Source organism: Nocardioides sp. (assembly GCF_041600255.1).
GTDB lineage: Bacteria > Actinomycetota > Actinomycetes > Propionibacteriales > Nocardioidaceae > Nocardioides.
On record NZ_JBFIKK010000080.1, the window covers coordinates 1 to 15,923 of the forward strand.

The window sequence follows — 15,923 nt, forward strand, 5'->3', positions numbered from 1 at the left end:
AACCTGCCCGGTTTCTTCCCCTACACCGCCGGCGTCTTCGTCTTCAAGCGCGACGGCGAGGACCCGGCCCGGATGTTCGCCGGCGAGGGCGACCCGTTCCGCACCAACCGCCGCTTCAAGCTGCTCTCGGCCGACGGCGAGGCCACCCGACTGTCCACGGCCTTCGACTCGGTCACCCTCTACGGTCGCGACCCCGACCCCCGTCCCGACGTCTACGGCAAGGTCGGCACCTCCGGGGTCTCGGTGGCCACGCTCGAGGACATGAAGGCGCTGTACGACGGCTTCGACCTGGTCTCGCCCTCCACCAGCGTCTCGATGACGATCAACGGCCCCGCCCCGACGGTGCTGGCCTTCTTCCTCAACACGGTCATCGACCAGCAGGTCGAGAAGTTCCGTGCCGAGCACGACCGCGAGCCCGACGCCGGCGAGTTCGCCGACCTCGAGGCGAACGCGCTCGCCACCGTCCGCGGCACCGTGCAGGCCGACATCCTCAAGGAGGACCAGGGCCAGAACACCTGCCTGTTCTCCACCGAGTTCTCGCTGCGGATGATGGCCGACATCCAGGAGTGGTTCATCGAGAAGAAAGTCCGCAACTTCTACTCGGTCTCCATCTCCGGCTACCACATCGCCGAGGCCGGGGCGAACCCGATCAGCCAGCTCGCGTTCACCCTCGCCAACGGCTTCACCTACGTCGAGGCGTACCTGGCCCGCGGGATGGACATCGACGACTTCGCGCCCAACCTGTCGTTCTTCTTCTCCAACGGCATGGACCCGGAGTACTCCGTGATCGGGCGCGTCGCGCGTCGGATCTGGGCGGTCGCGATGCGCGACACGTACGGCGCCAACGAGCGCTCGCAGAAGCTGAAGTACCACGTGCAGACGTCCGGTCGGTCCCTGCACGCGCAGGAGATGGACTTCAACGACATCCGCACCACGCTCCAGGCGCTGATCGCGATCTACGACAACGCCAACTCCCTGCACACCAATGCCTACGACGAGGCCGTCACCACGCCCTCGGCCGAGTCGGTACGTCGCGCGCTGGCGATCCAGATGATCATCAACCGCGAGTGGGGTCTGGCGATGAACGAGAACCCGCTCCAGGGGTCGTTCATCATCGACGAGCTGACCGACCTGGTGGAGGCCGCCGTACTGGCCGAGTTCGACGCGATCAGCGAGCGCGGCGGCGTGCTCGGCGCCATGGAGACCGGCTACCAGCGGGGCCGGATCCAGGACGAGTCGATGCTCTACGAGCACCGCAAGCACGACGGGTCGCTGCCGATCATCGGCGTGAACACCTTCCGCAAGGCCGACTCCGGCGACGGCACGCCCGACCACGTCGAGCTGGCCCGCGCCACCGAGGCCGAGAAGGAGTCGCAGCTGGCCCGGGTGCGCGCGTTCCAGGAGGAGCACACCGACGAGGGCGCCGCCGCGATCGCGCGGCTCAAGGAGGCGGCCATCAGCGGCGAGAACGTCTTCGCCGTACTGATGGACGCCGCCCGGGTCTGTTCGCTCGGCCAGGTGACCGAGGCGTTCTTCGAGGTGGGCGGCCAGTACCGCCGCAACGTGTGACCCGCGACGACCTCGGGCATCCGGTCGACCTCCGGGGGCAGGCGACGCGGGTGGTCTCCCTGGTCCCGTCGATCACCGAGGCGCTGGTCAGCGCGCACCGCGACCGCGTGGTCGGCGCCACCGACTGGTGCACCCACCCCGGCGACCTCGACGTGGCCCGGGTCCGCGGGACCAAGAACCCGGACCTGGCCGCGATCCGCGCCCTCTCCCCCGATCTGGTGGTGGCCAACCAGGAGGAGAACCGCGAGCTCGACGTACGCCGCCTGCGGGCGGCCGGAGTCCCGGTGTGGGTGACGGTCATCGAGACGGTGCCGCAGGCGATCGCCTCGCTGGAGCGGCTCTTCGACGAGGCACTGAGGTGGCAATGCCCCGCCTGGCTGGCGCAGGCACGCGACCTGTGGTGCGGCGACCTGCCCCCGGTGGATCGGCGGGTCGCGATCCCGGTCTGGCGCGACCCCTGGATGGCGGTCGGCAGCTCGACGTTCACCGGCGACCTGGCCCGGCGTCTCGGCCTGGCGAACGTCCTCGCCGAGCACGCCGAGCGCTACCCGACAATGAGTGTCGAGGAGCTGGAGCAGGCCGGCGCCGACGTGATCCTGCTGCCGGACGAGCCCTACACTTTCACCGCGGACGACGGTCCCGAGGCCTTCACCCGCACCCCCACCGAGCTCGTGAGCGGTCGCCTGCTCACCTGGTACGGCCCCTCGTTGGTCGAGGCCCACCGCGGCCTCGCCCGCAGCTGAGGCTTTCGCCTTCGACCCGCCCGACGTACGTCCCCCGAGTCATCAGGAGCAGCACATGCTTGTCGAGAACACCGCCGCCGTCGTCACCGGAGGTGCCTCCGGCCTCGGCGCCGCCACCGCCCGCGCCCTGGCCGGCGCCGGCGCCCGCGTCTTCGCACTGGACCTGCCCTCCTCGCTGGAGGACGCGCCCGAGGTCGAGGGCGTCACCTACGTGCCGACCGACGTCACCGACGCCGAGCAGGTCGCGGCCGCGGTCGAGCAGGCCGCCGGTTCGGGTGTCCCGCTGCGTACGGTCGTCAACTGCGCCGGCATCGGGCCCTCGATGCGGATCCTGGGCCGCAAGGGCGTCCACGACCTGGCCTTCTACGCCAAGGTCGTCCAGGTGAACCTGGTCGGCAGCTTCAACGTGCTGGCCCTGGCCGCCGAGAAGATCGCGGAGACCGAGGAGCTCGAGCACGGCGCACGCGGCGTCATCATCAACACGGCCTCGATCGCGGCGTTCGAGGGTCAGGTCGGCCAGGCGGCGTACGCCTCCTCGAAGGGCGGCATCGTCGGACTCACCCTGCCCGCCGCGCGCGACCTCGCGCAGTACGGCATCCGCGTCAACACGATCGCCCCCGGCATCGTGGAGACCCCGATGCTGGCGACGGTCTCCGACGAGTTCCGGGCCAACCTGGCCTCCGGCGTACCGTTCCCGCAGCGACTGGCCCACCCCGACGAGTTCGCGCAGCTCGCGCTCTTCCTCGTCGAGCACGACTACCTCAACGGGGAGACGTTCCGGATGGACGGCGCCCTGCGGATGGCCCCCCGCTGACCAAGCCGCTGACCTGCCACTTGTGGTTGCTCAGCCCCCGCTGACCTGCCAGTTGTGGTTGCTCGCGCCAACCACAAGTGGCAGGTGACGTCTAGCGGATCCGGAAGCCGCGGTCGCTGGTGTCGAAGAAGTAGTTGTCGAGTGCCTCGATCTTGATCCGGGCCCGCGACGTCCGCTGCTGCGGCAGCCGGACCCGCTTCACCCCGTCGTTCGGCGTGCGCCAGGCCAACACCTTCGGCCAGGTCCGCCCACCGTCGAAGGAGAGCCGGATCCGCACGTGCGAGGCGAGCCGGCGGGTGCCGTTGACGGCCCACCGGATCCGCGGCCGCTTCCCGGCCTTCAGCGTCTCCCGACGATCGGGGAAGGTCACCAGGAACGGCCCGGCCTTCCGGTCGAGGGTCAGCTTCACGTCGTCGTGCCCGACGCCGCCACCGAGCCCGCGCCCGTCCCGGGCGGTGAGCCGGAAGTTCATCGCCGCCACACCCGAGCCGGCCGTGCCGACGTACCTGTCGGTGGGCAGGAACTCCGAGTAGCAGTCCAACCGAGCGCCACCCAGCGGCCGGTAGCCCCTGACCCACGGACAGGTACCGCTCTTCGCGTTCGTACGACGCAGCAGCACCTGCCACATGTCCGGGAACGTGCGCGTCGGGCGTCCGGTCGCGGAGTTCTGCCCCGGCGAGGGGGAGCTGTAGGAACCCCTGTTGCTGACCTGGGCGTTGTCACTGAACACCCGGAAGAGCGGCCCGTTGCGCTTGTCGTTGCTGGCCAGAGCGGTGCCGTAGTAGCTGCCGTGGTCGGTCTGCTCCCACAGGTAGGTCAGGGAGTCGCCGTCGGCGTCGCTGCCCGAGCCGGTCAGCGAGAACGGGGTACGCACCGGGATGGTCCGGTCGGCAGGCGCGAGCACCTCGGGCGCGTGGTTGTCGGTGACGGTCTTCTCGCCGGCGTTGCCGGACAGTCCCCCCACGGTGGTCTCGCCCACGAACCCGCTGACCCCGGGGCTGCTGCTGGTGAGCGTCAGGTCGGCCATGTCCTGGAAGTCGCTGTTCTGGGTCTCGGGGTCGGCGCTGCCGGCGAAGATCACCTGGAAGCCGGTGTCGTCCGGAGCGAGAGCCTGCCCGGGGAAGCCGTACTGGTGAGCCAGCGGGTCGAACCCCCAGCCCCGGACCGTGACGTCGCCACCGGTCATCGCCTCGACCGCAGCCTCGACGCCGGCCGCGGTGTAGTTGCCGCCTCGGGTCAGGGTGACCGGAGCCGCCCCGGGGTAGCCCAGCGTGATCGACTCGCCGTCGGTGTCGAAGCCGCGCAGCGAGACCGTCTGCACCTCGACGAGCGGCCACGGAGCGGCGTCGGTCAGAGCAGCGACCTCGCGGATCGTGTGCTGGGAGAAGTAGGGGTCGGTGTGCGGCTGGAGGTCGTCCTGGCCGCAGATCCCGGCGTAGGCCATCACCGAGGAGCCGGAGCCGGGCTCCACCGAGGCGCTGCGCTTGCGGTTCCCGCCCGAGCAGGCGCCCTCGATGCCGTTGAAGGTGTGGTTGCCGGCGAACTGGTGGCCGAGTTCGTGGGCGACGAAGTCGATCGCGAAGATGTCCCCCTCGGGGCGCGGCAGCCCGGTGCAGCCGCCGCCCTTGTACTCACCGCCGACGACGCCGAGGTAGGCGATGCCGCCGCCGTTGACCCCGAGCGCGAGGTGGCCGACGTCGTAGTTGTCGGCGCCGACGATCTGGCCGAGCACGGTGCGGTTGCGCCCCAGCGACGGTACGTCGCAGAAGTCGAGCTGCCCGGCAGTGTTGTTGGTGGCGGGGTCGAAGCACGGGTGCGCGCCACAGGGACCGTTCGGTCCGGTCGCCTTCGCGACGGTGTCGAGGTTCAGCTCATCGGTGGCGTCGACGAGCTCGAGCTCGATCGCCATGTCGTCGTTGTAGACCTGGTTCACCCGGTTGACCAGGGTGACCTTGGCGGCCGTCACGTTCTCGCTGCCGAAGTGATCGGCGTACGCCGGGTCGGAGGTCAACGCGAGCCGGTAGGTGCGCTGGACGACGGTGCCCCCGCCGTTGCGCTGCGCCGGGGTCGCCGCCGTCGAGCCCGACTGCTCGATCTCCGGCGCGATCCGCTCGATGAACTCCTCCTCGACGCTGGGCAGCGAGCCCCCGTAGTAACTCAGGTGGGTGGTGGTCCCGGGTGCGTTCGCCGCGGGGTCGACGTACCAGGAGCCCTGACCCTCGGGGCCGCGCACGAAGGCGTGGAACCCCAGCGGCGTGATGTCCAGGGCCACGGTGGTGCCGGGCCGGTCCAACGAGGCGCCGGACCAGGTGGAGATCTCGGGGTGGGCGGCCGCGAGGCGGGGCTCCATCCGCTGGGTCTGCTCGACCTCGAACCGCTCGCGCTCGCCGGTGGGCGTGGGCAGGTCGATCTCGAAGCTCGACGACGCAGCGCTGCGCGAGCGTCGCGACGGCGTCAGGGCGCTCTCGACGGCAGGCAGGTCGACGCGGACGGCGGTGAACTCCTCGGGGCTGATCGGGGCGTCCGGTGCCGGCCGGAAGTCCGGCGCCGGCGTGAACAGCACGTCGTCGGCTGCGGCTCCGGCGGAGGTGACCGCGAAGGCGGGCAGTGCCGCGACCACGAGCACCGCGGCGGCGCCCAGGGCAGTACGGCGGACTGGTCGTGACATCGGAGCTCCCCTCGACCCCGAGCAGATCCCCGGGCGTCCGAGCACTCTATGCACTCACCGCGGCTGTGTCAGATCAGCCAGCGACCCAGCAGCGTGCCCTCGTGCTCGAGCAGCAACTCCAGCGCGAGGGGTACGTCGATGGCGGCACCGTCGGTGATCCGCGGATGGGTGCCGGCGACCAGTCGGGGCACGACCGTGGCGCTCAGCTCGTCGGCCACCCCCTGGGCGATCAGGTCGCGCAGCAGGTGCGGGCCGCCCTCACCGAGCAGGTTGGTCCACCCGCGGTCGACCAGGGCCTGCTTCAGGGCGACCAGGTCGACCCGGTGCGTCCCGAGGACGAGGACGTTCTCCTCGCCGAGCAGCTCACGCGCCTCGTCGAGGTGGTCGGCGGCACCGACCGTGGCCATCAGCACCGAGCCCGGGGCCGCACCCCGCAGCTTCTCCGGCACGTCGGCGCTGCGGCTGACCAGCACCAGGGGCCGGTCTGCCGGGCCGTATCCCTCGGCGCGAGCGGTCCCGGCGCCCACAATGATCGCGTCGGCCATCCCGCGCAGCAGGTGGAAGACCCGGTTGTCGGCGGCGTTGTTGATCGCACCGCTGCGGCCGTCCTCGCCTGCGGCCGAGCCGTCGACGGTGCTGATCATGTTGATCCGCAGCCATGGGGTCCGCGGCGGGGCGTACAGCTGCTCGAGCTCCGCGTCGGTGAGCCCGATCCCGAGTCGCGGCACTCCGCCCCCGAGCTCGTCGTGACCGTTCATCAGGATCCGCATGTCCACCTCATCACCCAGTACTGCACCCCGAAGGGGTCGTCGTCATAGTCCACCACCGCCGGTCCGGCGGCGCGCAGCCGGGCACCCAGGTCACGGATCCCGGAGGGGTGGCCGACGAGCAGCTCCTCGGCCAGCGCGACGTCGAGACCTTGCAGCACGGCCCCGTCCGAGGAACGCAGGGCATCCTCGAGCGCGGCGTCGAACCCGACCGCCCGGGGGTCGAGATGTCCGGGCGCCTTCTCGCCCCGACGGGCGCTGCCGTTGGCGACGACCAGCACGCGCTCGTCGCCGGCTCCGAACGCCTGGTCGTGCCCCGCCTCGACCAGCAGGTGGCGCGCCACCCGAGCCCCCTGCTCGTCGGCGACGACCCGGACCGGTCCTGGGGACTCGACCAGCCAGCCGACCGCCGCCGCCGCAGCCGCGCGCAGCTCGTCCACGGGGTCGGCGAGACCGGCGTACTCGGGCAGCAGCGCGAGGACGCCCGGCACCAGGACGATGCGACTCACTGCAGCCCCCGGATCGCCCGGGCCGGTGGACGCCGCCCGGCGATCGTCCACACCATGTCGACCGTCTGCCGGGTCTGCACGACCTCGTGCACCCGGTAGATCCGGGCGCCCGCGAGCGCGCAGACGGCGGTGGCGGCCAGGGTGCCGACCAACCGCTCCCCCACCGGCAGGTCGAGGGTCTCGCCCACGAAGTCCTTGTTCGACAGCGAGACCAGCACCGGCCAGCCGGTGTCCACCATCTCGCCGAGGCGCCGGGTGAGCTCCAGGGAGTGGAAGGTGTTCTTGCCGAAGTCGTGGGCCGGGTCGATCACGATCGAGGACCGGTCGACGCCGGCGGCCAGGGCCCGCTCGGCATAGGCGACGGTGTCGGCGATCGCGGCCGCGACCACGTCGTCGTACTCGATCCGGTAGGGCCGGGTCCGGGGGGTCACGCCACCGGTGTGCGTGCAGATGATCCCCGCGTCGTACGCCGCGGCGACGTCGACCAGCTCCGGGTCCGCGCCACCCCAGGCGTCGTTGAGCACGTCGGCCCCGGCCTCGCAGACGGCACGGCCGACCTCGGCCCGCCAGGTGTCCACCGAGATCACCAGGTCCGGGAAGGAGGCCCGCACCCGGGCCACGAAGTCGACGACGCGACTCTTCTCCTCGGCCGCGTCGATCTCCACGCCGGGGGCCGCCTTGATCCCGCCGATGTCGACGATCTCGGCGCCCTGGGCGACCACCTCGGCGACGCGCTCGAAGGCCTTGTCCTCGGCCCAGGTGGCGCCCTGGTCGTAGAAGGAGTCCGGGGTGCGGTTGACGATCGCCATCATCAGCGTGGCGTCGTCGGCGAACTCGTGACGGCCGAGCTTCAGGGTCACAACGACACCGCCGGCGGCCGCTCGTCGACCGGGATCGCCCGGTCGGTGGGCCTCGCCCGGTCGTCGCCGGGCCGGTACTGGCGCAGCGTGACCGGGGCGGGCACCGCCCTGCCCTGCCGCGACCGCATGGCCGCCAGGATCTGGGTGGCCATCGCCCCCAGGTCGAGCAGGTCCTGGTGCCGGTGCGCCCGTCGCCCGAGGTCGACCTGGGCGATGGCGTCGACCCCCTGCTTCGCGGCGGTGTCCACCAGCGCGGCCAGCTCGACGGCGTACCCGGTCGGGACCGCGAGGGTCTCGAAGAGGGAACGCCGGATCGCCCACTCGCCCGCCAACGGCTGGACCAGCCCGGCCAGTTCCGGATGGTCGATGGCGACCAGCGGCCGCGCCACCAGCTCGGTGACCCGGCCACCGTCCAGCGAGCCGGCGCTCCCGCCGGCGCCGTCGAGCATGGGTCGCTCGTAGAACCCCTTCACCAGGGCAACCTCCGGCCGGGTGAGCAGCGGGCCGAGCAGGCCGGGCACGAAGTGGGTGTCCCAGTCGACGAGGTCGGCGTCCATGAAGACCAGCACCTCGCCGGTGGTGACGAAGAGCGACTTCCACATGGCCTCGCCCTTGCCGGGCACCGAGCCGAGGTCGGGCCGGATCTCGGCGGAGCGGTGCACGACCGCCCCGGCGTCGGTGGCCACGTCGTACGTCGCGTCGGTCGAGTCGGAGTCGATCACCACGATCTCGTCGAGCAGGGCGACCGTGTCAACCAGGGCCTCGCGGACCCGGGTCACCACGTCGCCCACCGTGGCGGCCTCGTTGCGGGCGGGTACGACGAGGCTGACCCGCCGCGGACCCTTCGCCGCCATCAACGCCTCGAGCGACCAGTCGTCCCAGTGATGGGTGTTGCGCTCGAACCACCCGGTCGCGGCCGGGAGCTCGTCCATGGGTGGTCCTCTCGATCGACTCGCGATCGAGCGTAGCGGCGGGTCAGAGCGGCACGACGGCCGGCTCCGACGAGACGGACGGCCAGTCGATCACCCGTGCAGCAGCCGTGCGGTCCGGGCCACCAGGTCGGCGACGGCGCCTTCGGCGGCCGGGCTGATTCCGCCCATGTCCACGAACCCGTGGATCAGCGCGTCGTAGCGCACGTGGTCCACGCCGACGCCCGCCTCGGCCAGCCGGGCGGCGTACGCCTCGCCCTCGTCGCGCAGCGGGTCGTACTCGGCGGTGACGACCAGCGCCGGAGCGACCCCGTCGAGCCGACCGTGCAGCGGCGAGTGCCGGGTGTCGTCCACCCGCAGGTCGTCCACCGCCCCCACGTAGTGGCCGAAGAACCACTCCATCGTCGCCTGCTCCAGGAAGTAGCCCTCGGCGTTCTCGCTGCGGGAGGCGTACTCCCCGAAGGCATCCACCGCCGGGTAGATCAGCAGCTGGGCGCAGACCAGGTCGGCGAGCTCCTGCGCGCAGATCGCGGCCAGGTTGGCGCCGGCGCTGTCACCGCCCACGGCGACCGATCCCCCGGCGAGGTGCTCCGCGGCCCAGCGCACCGAGGCGAGGGCGTCCTCGACGGCGGCCGGGAAGGGGTGTTCGGGGGCGAGGCGGTAGTCGACCGACAGCACGGTCACCGCGGCGTCGCGACAGATCCGCCGACACACCTGGTCATGGGTGTCGAGGTCGCCGATCACGAAGCCGCCGCCGTGGAAGTAGACGAGCACCGGCGTCGCGGCGCTCGCCCCGTCGGGTCGGTAGAGGCGGGACGGCCGGTCGGCGGCCACGCACTCCTCGAACGAGCCGACCGGTACGACGTCCTCGGGCCTGACCAGGTCGACGGTCATGCTGCGATAGCCCAATCGGGCCATGTCCGGGGTGCCTTCGTGCATCGGCGGGTAGCCGGCAGCGGAGATGAACTCGAGCATCGCGGCGAGCGGGGGGTCCAGAGGCATGACGCCCAACCTAGTGGGCTCGGGGGGTTCAGTCGCCGGGGTCGAGCGACCGATGTATGAGGCGAGCGCGGGAACCTCCTCGCTCGTCCCCCCCGAAAGGCCCCCCCTCCATGCGCGTCCACACCATCGCTCGGTTCACCTGCCTGCTGAGTGCTGTTGCCCTCCTCCTGCTCGCCGCCTACACGCCGTCACGCGCGAACGCGGTGGTGGCGAGTGCCCCGAGCAACGCCGGCGGAGCACCCGAACGACCCGGTGGGGTCGCGCTGACCTGGGCGCCGACGTACATGTCGAACGACCACTCCTACACCCGGGCCCGCGCGGTCGAGGTGGCCCGCGAGTTCGACCTGGTCGCCGGGATGCCGATCGCCTTCCAGCACCACGTCGACGCGATGCGCGCCGCGAACCCCGACCTGACGCTGATCGCCTACGCGAACGCCACCCACGCCCAGACCTACGAGGTCGGCGGTCTCCCGGAGGCCGCCTTCGCCCACGACCTGTCGGGCAGTCGGATCCGGATCCCCGCCTGGGGCACCTTCCTGATGGAGTCCTCCAACCCGCGGTGGCGCCAGGCCGCCGACTACCAGTGCAACGACCGGGCCACCCGGGGCGGCTACGACGGCTGCCTGGTCGACATGCTGACCCTGGGCATCTTCTCCCGCGGCTACGTGACCGCGTTGCCGGTCAACCCGAGCACCGGGCGTGAGTACACCGAGGCGGAGTACCGGGCCGAGATGATTGCGATGACCCGGCACTACCGCGAGCACTCCCCGGGGATGATCCACCTCGGGAACGCGGTCGAGAACGCCTACCGCTACTGGCAGGCCCCGGTGACGTCGCGTCCGTTGGCCGCCGCGATGCCCGGCGCCCAGATGGAGGACTTCCTGCGCGGAGCCGACACTCCGGTCGGCCGCTACCCCGACGCCGTCGACTGGAAGCGCAACGTCGACGTGGTCCGCGACCTCGAGGACCGGGGCGTGACCGGCCTCTACAGCACCAAGGTGTGGGTCGGCGCCTCCGAGCAGCAGGTCCGCGACTGGCAGTCCTACTCGATGGCGAGCTTCCTGATGGGCGCGGCCGGCAACTCCTACTTCGCCTTCACCCGCTCCCGGGACGCGGCCGGCGCGACCGGCGCCAACGCGCCGTACACGATGCCCAAGGAGATCGGGCTGCCCACCGGCGCGATGAAGCAACTCGCCAACGGCGCCTGGACCCGGCCGTTCGCGAACGGCCTCTCCGTGGTCAACCCGACCGCCGGACCGGTGACGATCGACCTCGGCAGCCCGCTGCGTCGACTCGACGGGACGACGGTCTCGAGCCTGACCCTGCCGGCGCACTCCGGTGACGTGCTGGTCGGCGAGAGCTCCACGCCGCCGCCCCCGGACCCGCCCGCCGACCCCGACCCCGAGACCGACCCCGAGACCGACCCGGACCCGGAGGGCGACCCCGACCCCGAGCTGGAGGACGCGGCCCCGACCGGCGCCTTCACCAAGGTCTTCCAGCGCGGCCGCAAGCTGATCATCCGGGGCACCGCCCAGGACGACGTCGCGGTGACCTCGGTGTCGATCGCGATCCGTCACGAAGGGACCTTGAAGTGGCGCCGGGCCGACCGGACGTGGGGGAACTACCAGCTCCTGGCGACCCGGCTGCGCGCGAACTCCCCCGAGGGCCAGCGGTGGTCGCGCCGGATCAGGCTGCCGCGCGGGAGCTACGGCATCTCGCTGGTGGTCGAGGACTCGGCCGGGGCCCAGAACTCGGCACCGCGGCCCTGGAAGGTCGTGGAGGTCCGCAAGGCCCGTCGGTCCAGGTAGCGCCGAACCGCCCGGGTCAACGCCCGGGCGTAGGTGGTCCGGCCCCGCTTCGAGGTCATCCGCCGCGCGTCCCGGGCGTCACGCATGTTGCCCAGCTCGACCATGACGGTGGGTACGTCGGAGAGGTTAAGCGTGGCCAGGTCGGAGCGGACGTCCAGCCCGTCTCCGCCGGCCGTGTACGACGCGACCGGCACCCCCGCGCCGCGCAGCGCCGCCCGGACCGTGCGGGCGAGACGCTTCGAGGGTCGGTGGATGTCATGGGTCCAGGGCCGCCGGTTCGCGGGCGCGATCACGTGGAAGCCACGCGCACCGGCCGCCTCCGAGCCGTCGGCGTGGACGCTGAGCTTGAGGTCGGCCTCGATCCGGTTGCCGGCCCGACCCCGCCGATCCACGCAGGGGCCCCATCGGTCGTCGCGGTTGCTGTGCCGGGTCATCCGCACGCGTGCCCCCAGCTCGACCAGGCGCGCCTTGAGCAACCGGGCGACCCGCCAGTTGAGCGTGGCCTCGGGGTAGCCGGCCCGGGTGGCGGTGCCGGTGGTGTTGCAGGGCTTGCGCGAGCCGCCGGCGGGCACCAGGCGCTGTGTCCTGCGCGGAAAGTTCCGGTTCCCCAGCTGGTGGCCCGGGTCGATCACCACGGTGCTGCCCGCCAGCGGGCCGGTGCGCTCCAGCCGTTGCGGTCCGGCGTACGCCGGGGGCGGCGCGAGCGACGCCCCGGCTGCGAGCAGCAGGGCGACGACCACCGCCACCGGCGTACCAGGGGTCATTCGTAGCCCAGGATCTCCTGGCGCTTCTCGCCCCACGCGAGGGCGGAGGCGATGGCCTCGTCGAGGGTGGTCTCGGTGCGCCAGTCGAGCAGCTCGCGGGAGCGGTCCACGTTCGCGAACGCGCCCACCGCGTCGCCGGGGCGCGGGGGTGCCTCGGCGACCGGCACCTTGGTGCCGAATACCTTCTCGAAGGAGGAGACCAGCTCGCGGACGGTGACCCCGTCCCCGGTGCCCACGTTGATGATCGTGCTCGGGGCGTCGACGGTCGCGAGCACCTCGTCGAACTTCTCGACCGCGCGGACGTGCGCCTTGGCGAGGTCCCAGACGTGGATGTAGTCGCGGATCCCCGTGCCGTCGCGGGTGGGGTGCTCGGTGCCGGTGATCGTGAAGTTGTCCTTGAGCCCGCGGGCGGCCATCACCAGCTGGCCGAGCACGTGCGAGGGCTCCTTGGCGTAGATCCCGGACTCCAGGTCCGGGTCCGAGCCGATCGGGTTGAAGTAGCGCAGGATGATCGCGCGCAGCGACGTGGCCTGCGCCATGTCCTGGAGGACCTCCTCCATCATCCGCTTGGTGCGGGCGTACGGCGAGCCCGGCGCCAGGGCGTCCTGCTCGGTGACCTCGAAGTCGTCCTTCATCGCGTAGAGCGAGGCCGAGGAGGAGAAGAGGACCCGCGGCTTGCCGAGCGCGACGAGCTCGTCGAAGAGCTCGAGCGACTTGGCGACGTTGTCGCGGTAGTACTCGTAGGGCTGCTCCACCGACTCCGGTACGACGATCCGCGCGGCCATGTGGATCGTGGCCTCGATGTCGGGGTGCTCCTCGACGACGCGGCGCAGCAGGGCCCGGTCGGCGATGTCGCCCTGGTAGAAGATCCGGTCCTTCACGAACACGAGCGGACCGGTCAGCAGCGAGTCCAGGATGACGGGGGTGTGGCCGGCCTCCTCGAGCGCCTTCGCCGTGGTCGAACCGATGTAGCCGGCGCCGCCGGTGACAAGAACCTTCATGCTGCGCACCCTATCCAGTCGTCGCACGGTGTCGACTCCGGACGGCTGGGGCCCGGCCACCCCGTTCGACCCCGGTGTCCCGCGGGCCCCTGGCCGATCGGGACCAGCAGATTCGTCCGATCGGTGGATGATTCTGGACAACCAGCGTGACAACCCGCGGCAATGACGGTTCACTGATCCCGGAACACCGCATCACGACACGACCGCTCGGGGGGAGTGTGTTGCATGCAGACGAGTGACCCCACTCGGGGGAGTCTTCGGCTGGCCGCGCGATCTCGCGCGCTGCGCTACCTGCCCGCGACCGCCTTCGCCCTCGACCTCGTGCTGGCCACCGCCGTCGGCTTCGTGGCCTCCCTGGGCCGGGAGCACCTCCCTTTCTTCGACGGGTCCGTGGTGATCACCGAGACCCTCGGGATCGCCGGCCCCCTGATGCTCACGCTGTGGATCGCGACGATCGCGGCGTTCGGCGGCTACCGATCGCGCCTCTTCGGCGACGGCGCCGAGGAGTACCGACTGCTCGTTCGCGCCACCGTCGCCGCCGCGGGGCTCGTGGGCGTCGGCTGTTACCTGACCAAGTACTCCCTGTCCCGGGGCTTCTTCCTGATGGCGTTCGCACTGGGGGCCCTCGCCCTGCTGACGGGCCGCGTGCTGCTGCGCCGGGCGGTCCACCGGGCACGACGCAGCGGCGCCCTGAGCCAGAGCGTCCTCATCGCCGGCCTCCCGAGCAGCATCGACGAGGTCTCGACCGTCATCCGCCGTGAGTCGTGGCTCGGCTACCGGATCCTCGGGGCTGTCGTCCCTCCCCATCACGCCTGCGACGAGACCAGCTCGGGGGTGCCGGTGCTCGGCACCACGGACGAGGCGATCGACCTCATCGCGGCGACGGAGGCCGACGTCGTGCTGATCGCCTCCGGGGCGCTCGCCTCGGGCGTCGAGATGCGACAGCTGGTGTGGGCCCTGGAGGGCGCTCGGGTGCGGGTCGTGGTCGCTCCCAACGTCACGGATGTCTCCAGCGAACGGGTGCGCGTCCGTCCGGTCGGCGGCCTGCCGCTGGTGCACATCGATCCACCCGGCTGGATCGGCGCCACCCGTCGGGCCAAGCGCACCTTCGACCTCGTGACGGCCGGCGTCCTGCTCCTGCTCTCGGCGCCCGTCCTGGCCGTGGCTGCCGCGGCCGTCCGACTCCACGACGGTGGCCCCGTCCTCTTCCGGCAGGTCCGGGTCGGCCGCAACGGTGACGTCTTCCACTGCCTGAAGTTGCGCACGATGGTCCACCGAGCCGAGGACCTGCTCCCAGGGTTGTGCAGCCACCACGGCGCCGACGCGGGCACCGGCGAGGGACTGTTCAAGATGCGGCAGGATCCGCGGATCACCCGGCCGGGCCAGTGGCTGCGGCGCTTCTCGCTCGACGAGCTGCCCCAGCTGGTGAACGTGATCCGGGGCGAGATGAGCCTGGTCGGGCCGCGGCCGCCGCTGCCCACCGAGGTGGCGGCGTACACCGTGACCTCCCGGCGGCGGCTCCAGGTGCGGCCCGGGATGACCGGGCTGTGGCAGGTGTCCGGCCGCTCCGATCTCTCGTGGTCCGAGGCGATCCGTCTCGACCTCTACTACGTCGACAACTGGTCGATGCTCCAGGACCTGTCGATCCTCGCCAAGACCTGGGGGGCCGTGCTCAGCAGACGCGGCGCCTACTGACGACACCACCGCCCATCCACTCGGGGAAGAGGCACGATCATCGCCACCCAGCACCGCCACCACCGCTGTCGGGCCCTTGCGCTCGGCGGACCTGTTGTGGCCCTCATCGTCGGCACCCTGCCGTCCCTGCCGGCGGTGGCGGTTGCCGCAGCCGCCTCGCCCCCCGCTGCCTCGTCCCCCGCTGCCTCGCCCACGGGTACGACCCTGGTCTCGGTCGCCCCCGACGGCAGCGCCGCCAACGGCTGGGCGGACCGTCCCGAGATCAGCGGTGACGGCCGCTACGTCACCTTCGACTCCTCGGCCAGCAACCTGGTGCCCGGCACCACCGGGGTGGTCCGGCGCGTCTACCGTCACGACCGGGTCAGTGGCCTTACCGAGCTGGTCAGCCTGGGGCAGGACGGACAGGTCGCCGGCGAGTGGAACTCCTTCTCGTGGCCCTCCGACAACGGCCGGCTCGTCGCCTTCGTCTCCGACGACCAGACGCTCTCGAGCCCGCCGACCCGCGCCCGCAGCGTCTTCCTGCGCGACCTGGACCTGGACACCACCGAGGTGATCAGCGTCAACGCGCAGGGCCAGCCCGCCAACGGAGCGTCGAGTCGGCCGATGGTCTCACCCGACGGGCGCTTCGTGGCGTTCAGCTCCTACGCCACCAACCTGTCCCCCGAGGGCAACAACGGGCAGGAGCAGGTCTTCCTGCGCGACCGGGTCCAGGGCACCACCACCCTGGTCAGCGCGGCGGTGGACGGCGGTCCGGGTGATGCCCGCAGCTACCGCGGCATGGTCAGCAGCGACGG

Annotated in this window: 14 protein-coding genes; 6 read left to right on the plus strand and 8 right to left on the minus strand. The window is 71.7% G+C overall.

The window, feature by feature from the left end; translation table 11 throughout:
* The 3 genes from ABZE72_RS10665 to ABZE72_RS10675 form a co-directional block, all read left to right on the plus strand.
* Positions 1-1,569, plus strand: a 1,569-nt coding sequence (locus tag ABZE72_RS10665; RefSeq protein ID WP_372729004.1) for a methylmalonyl-CoA mutase family protein, incomplete at its 5' end; no start/stop codon positions are given.
* Positions 1,566-2,312, plus strand: coding sequence for a helical backbone metal receptor (locus ABZE72_RS10670; RefSeq protein ID WP_372729005.1), 747 nt, complete (start codon positions 1,566-1,568; stop codon positions 2,310-2,312). The genes ABZE72_RS10665 and ABZE72_RS10670, both read left to right, overlap by 4 nt.
* A 55-nt stretch (positions 2,313-2,367) precedes the next feature.
* Positions 2,368-3,126 (plus strand): SDR family NAD(P)-dependent oxidoreductase, encoded by a 759-nt coding sequence (locus ABZE72_RS10675; protein ID WP_372729006.1) that lies wholly within the window; start codon positions 2,368-2,370, stop codon positions 3,124-3,126.
* Between the two features lie 91 nt (positions 3,127-3,217).
* Here ABZE72_RS10675 and ABZE72_RS10680 read toward each other — a convergent pair whose 3' ends face one another.
* The 6 genes from ABZE72_RS10680 to ABZE72_RS10705 all read right to left on the minus strand — a co-directional run bounded on the left by ABZE72_RS10680 (position 3,218) and on the right by ABZE72_RS10705 (position 9,861).
* Positions 3,218-5,794: a M12 family metallo-peptidase gene (locus ABZE72_RS10680; protein ID WP_372729007.1), complete on the minus strand. Its 2,577-nt coding sequence runs from the start codon at positions 5,792-5,794 to the stop codon at positions 3,218-3,220.
* A 68-nt stretch (positions 5,795-5,862) separates the two neighbouring features.
* Positions 5,863-6,564 (minus strand): dihydrofolate reductase family protein, encoded by a 702-nt coding sequence (locus ABZE72_RS10685; protein WP_372729008.1) that lies wholly within the window; start codon positions 6,562-6,564, stop codon positions 5,863-5,865.
* Positions 6,552-7,070 (minus strand): hypothetical protein, encoded by a 519-nt coding sequence (locus ABZE72_RS10690; protein WP_372729009.1) that lies wholly within the window; start codon positions 7,068-7,070, stop codon positions 6,552-6,554. The genes ABZE72_RS10685 and ABZE72_RS10690 overlap by 13 nt, the downstream gene beginning before the upstream one ends.
* A complete protein-coding gene (gene folP, locus ABZE72_RS10695) occupies positions 7,067-7,930 on the minus strand; it encodes a dihydropteroate synthase (protein ID WP_372729010.1) in 864 nt (287 codons plus the stop codon). Before folP ends, ABZE72_RS10690 begins: the two co-directional genes overlap by 4 nt.
* On the minus strand, positions 7,927-8,862 hold the full coding sequence (locus ABZE72_RS10700) for a glucosyl-3-phosphoglycerate synthase (RefSeq protein ID WP_372729011.1): 936 nt from the start codon (positions 8,860-8,862) through the stop codon (positions 7,927-7,929). Before ABZE72_RS10700 ends, folP begins: the two co-directional genes overlap by 4 nt.
* 90 nt (positions 8,863-8,952) lie before the next feature.
* Positions 8,953-9,861 carry an alpha/beta hydrolase gene (locus ABZE72_RS10705; RefSeq protein ID WP_372729012.1) on the minus strand — a complete coding sequence of 303 codons (909 nt, stop codon included), beginning with the start codon at positions 9,859-9,861 and terminating at the stop codon, positions 8,953-8,955.
* A gap of 110 nt (positions 9,862-9,971) precedes the next feature.
* Here ABZE72_RS10705 and ABZE72_RS10710 point away from each other — a divergent pair, with 110 nt between their 5' ends.
* Entirely contained in the window at positions 9,972-11,669 is a 1,698-nt protein-coding gene (locus ABZE72_RS10710) for a putative glycoside hydrolase (RefSeq protein WP_372729013.1), read from the plus strand.
* Here ABZE72_RS10710 and ABZE72_RS10715 read toward each other — a convergent pair.
* The gene (locus tag ABZE72_RS10715; RefSeq protein WP_372729014.1) at positions 11,567-12,433 is read right to left on the minus strand and encodes an N-acetylmuramoyl-L-alanine amidase; all 867 of its coding nucleotides are present in this window, start codon (positions 12,431-12,433) and stop codon (positions 11,567-11,569) included. The two genes, ABZE72_RS10710 and ABZE72_RS10715, sit on opposite strands and share 103 nt — an antisense overlap.
* Positions 12,430-13,434 (minus strand): UDP-glucose 4-epimerase GalE, encoded by a 1,005-nt coding sequence (gene galE / locus ABZE72_RS10720; RefSeq protein WP_372729015.1) that lies wholly within the window; start codon positions 13,432-13,434, stop codon positions 12,430-12,432. Before galE ends, ABZE72_RS10715 begins: the two co-directional genes overlap by 4 nt.
* A gap of 225 nt (positions 13,435-13,659) precedes the next feature.
* Here galE and ABZE72_RS10725 point away from each other — a divergent pair, with 225 nt between their 5' ends.
* Together ABZE72_RS10725 and ABZE72_RS10730 are read left to right on the plus strand one after the other, a co-directional pair.
* Positions 13,660-15,129 (plus strand): sugar transferase, encoded by a 1,470-nt coding sequence (locus ABZE72_RS10725; protein WP_372729016.1) that lies wholly within the window; start codon positions 13,660-13,662, stop codon positions 15,127-15,129.
* 96 nt (positions 15,130-15,225) lie between these two features.
* The coding region (locus tag ABZE72_RS10730) for a hypothetical protein (RefSeq protein WP_372729017.1) at positions 15,226-15,923 on the plus strand (698 nt) is incomplete at its 3' end.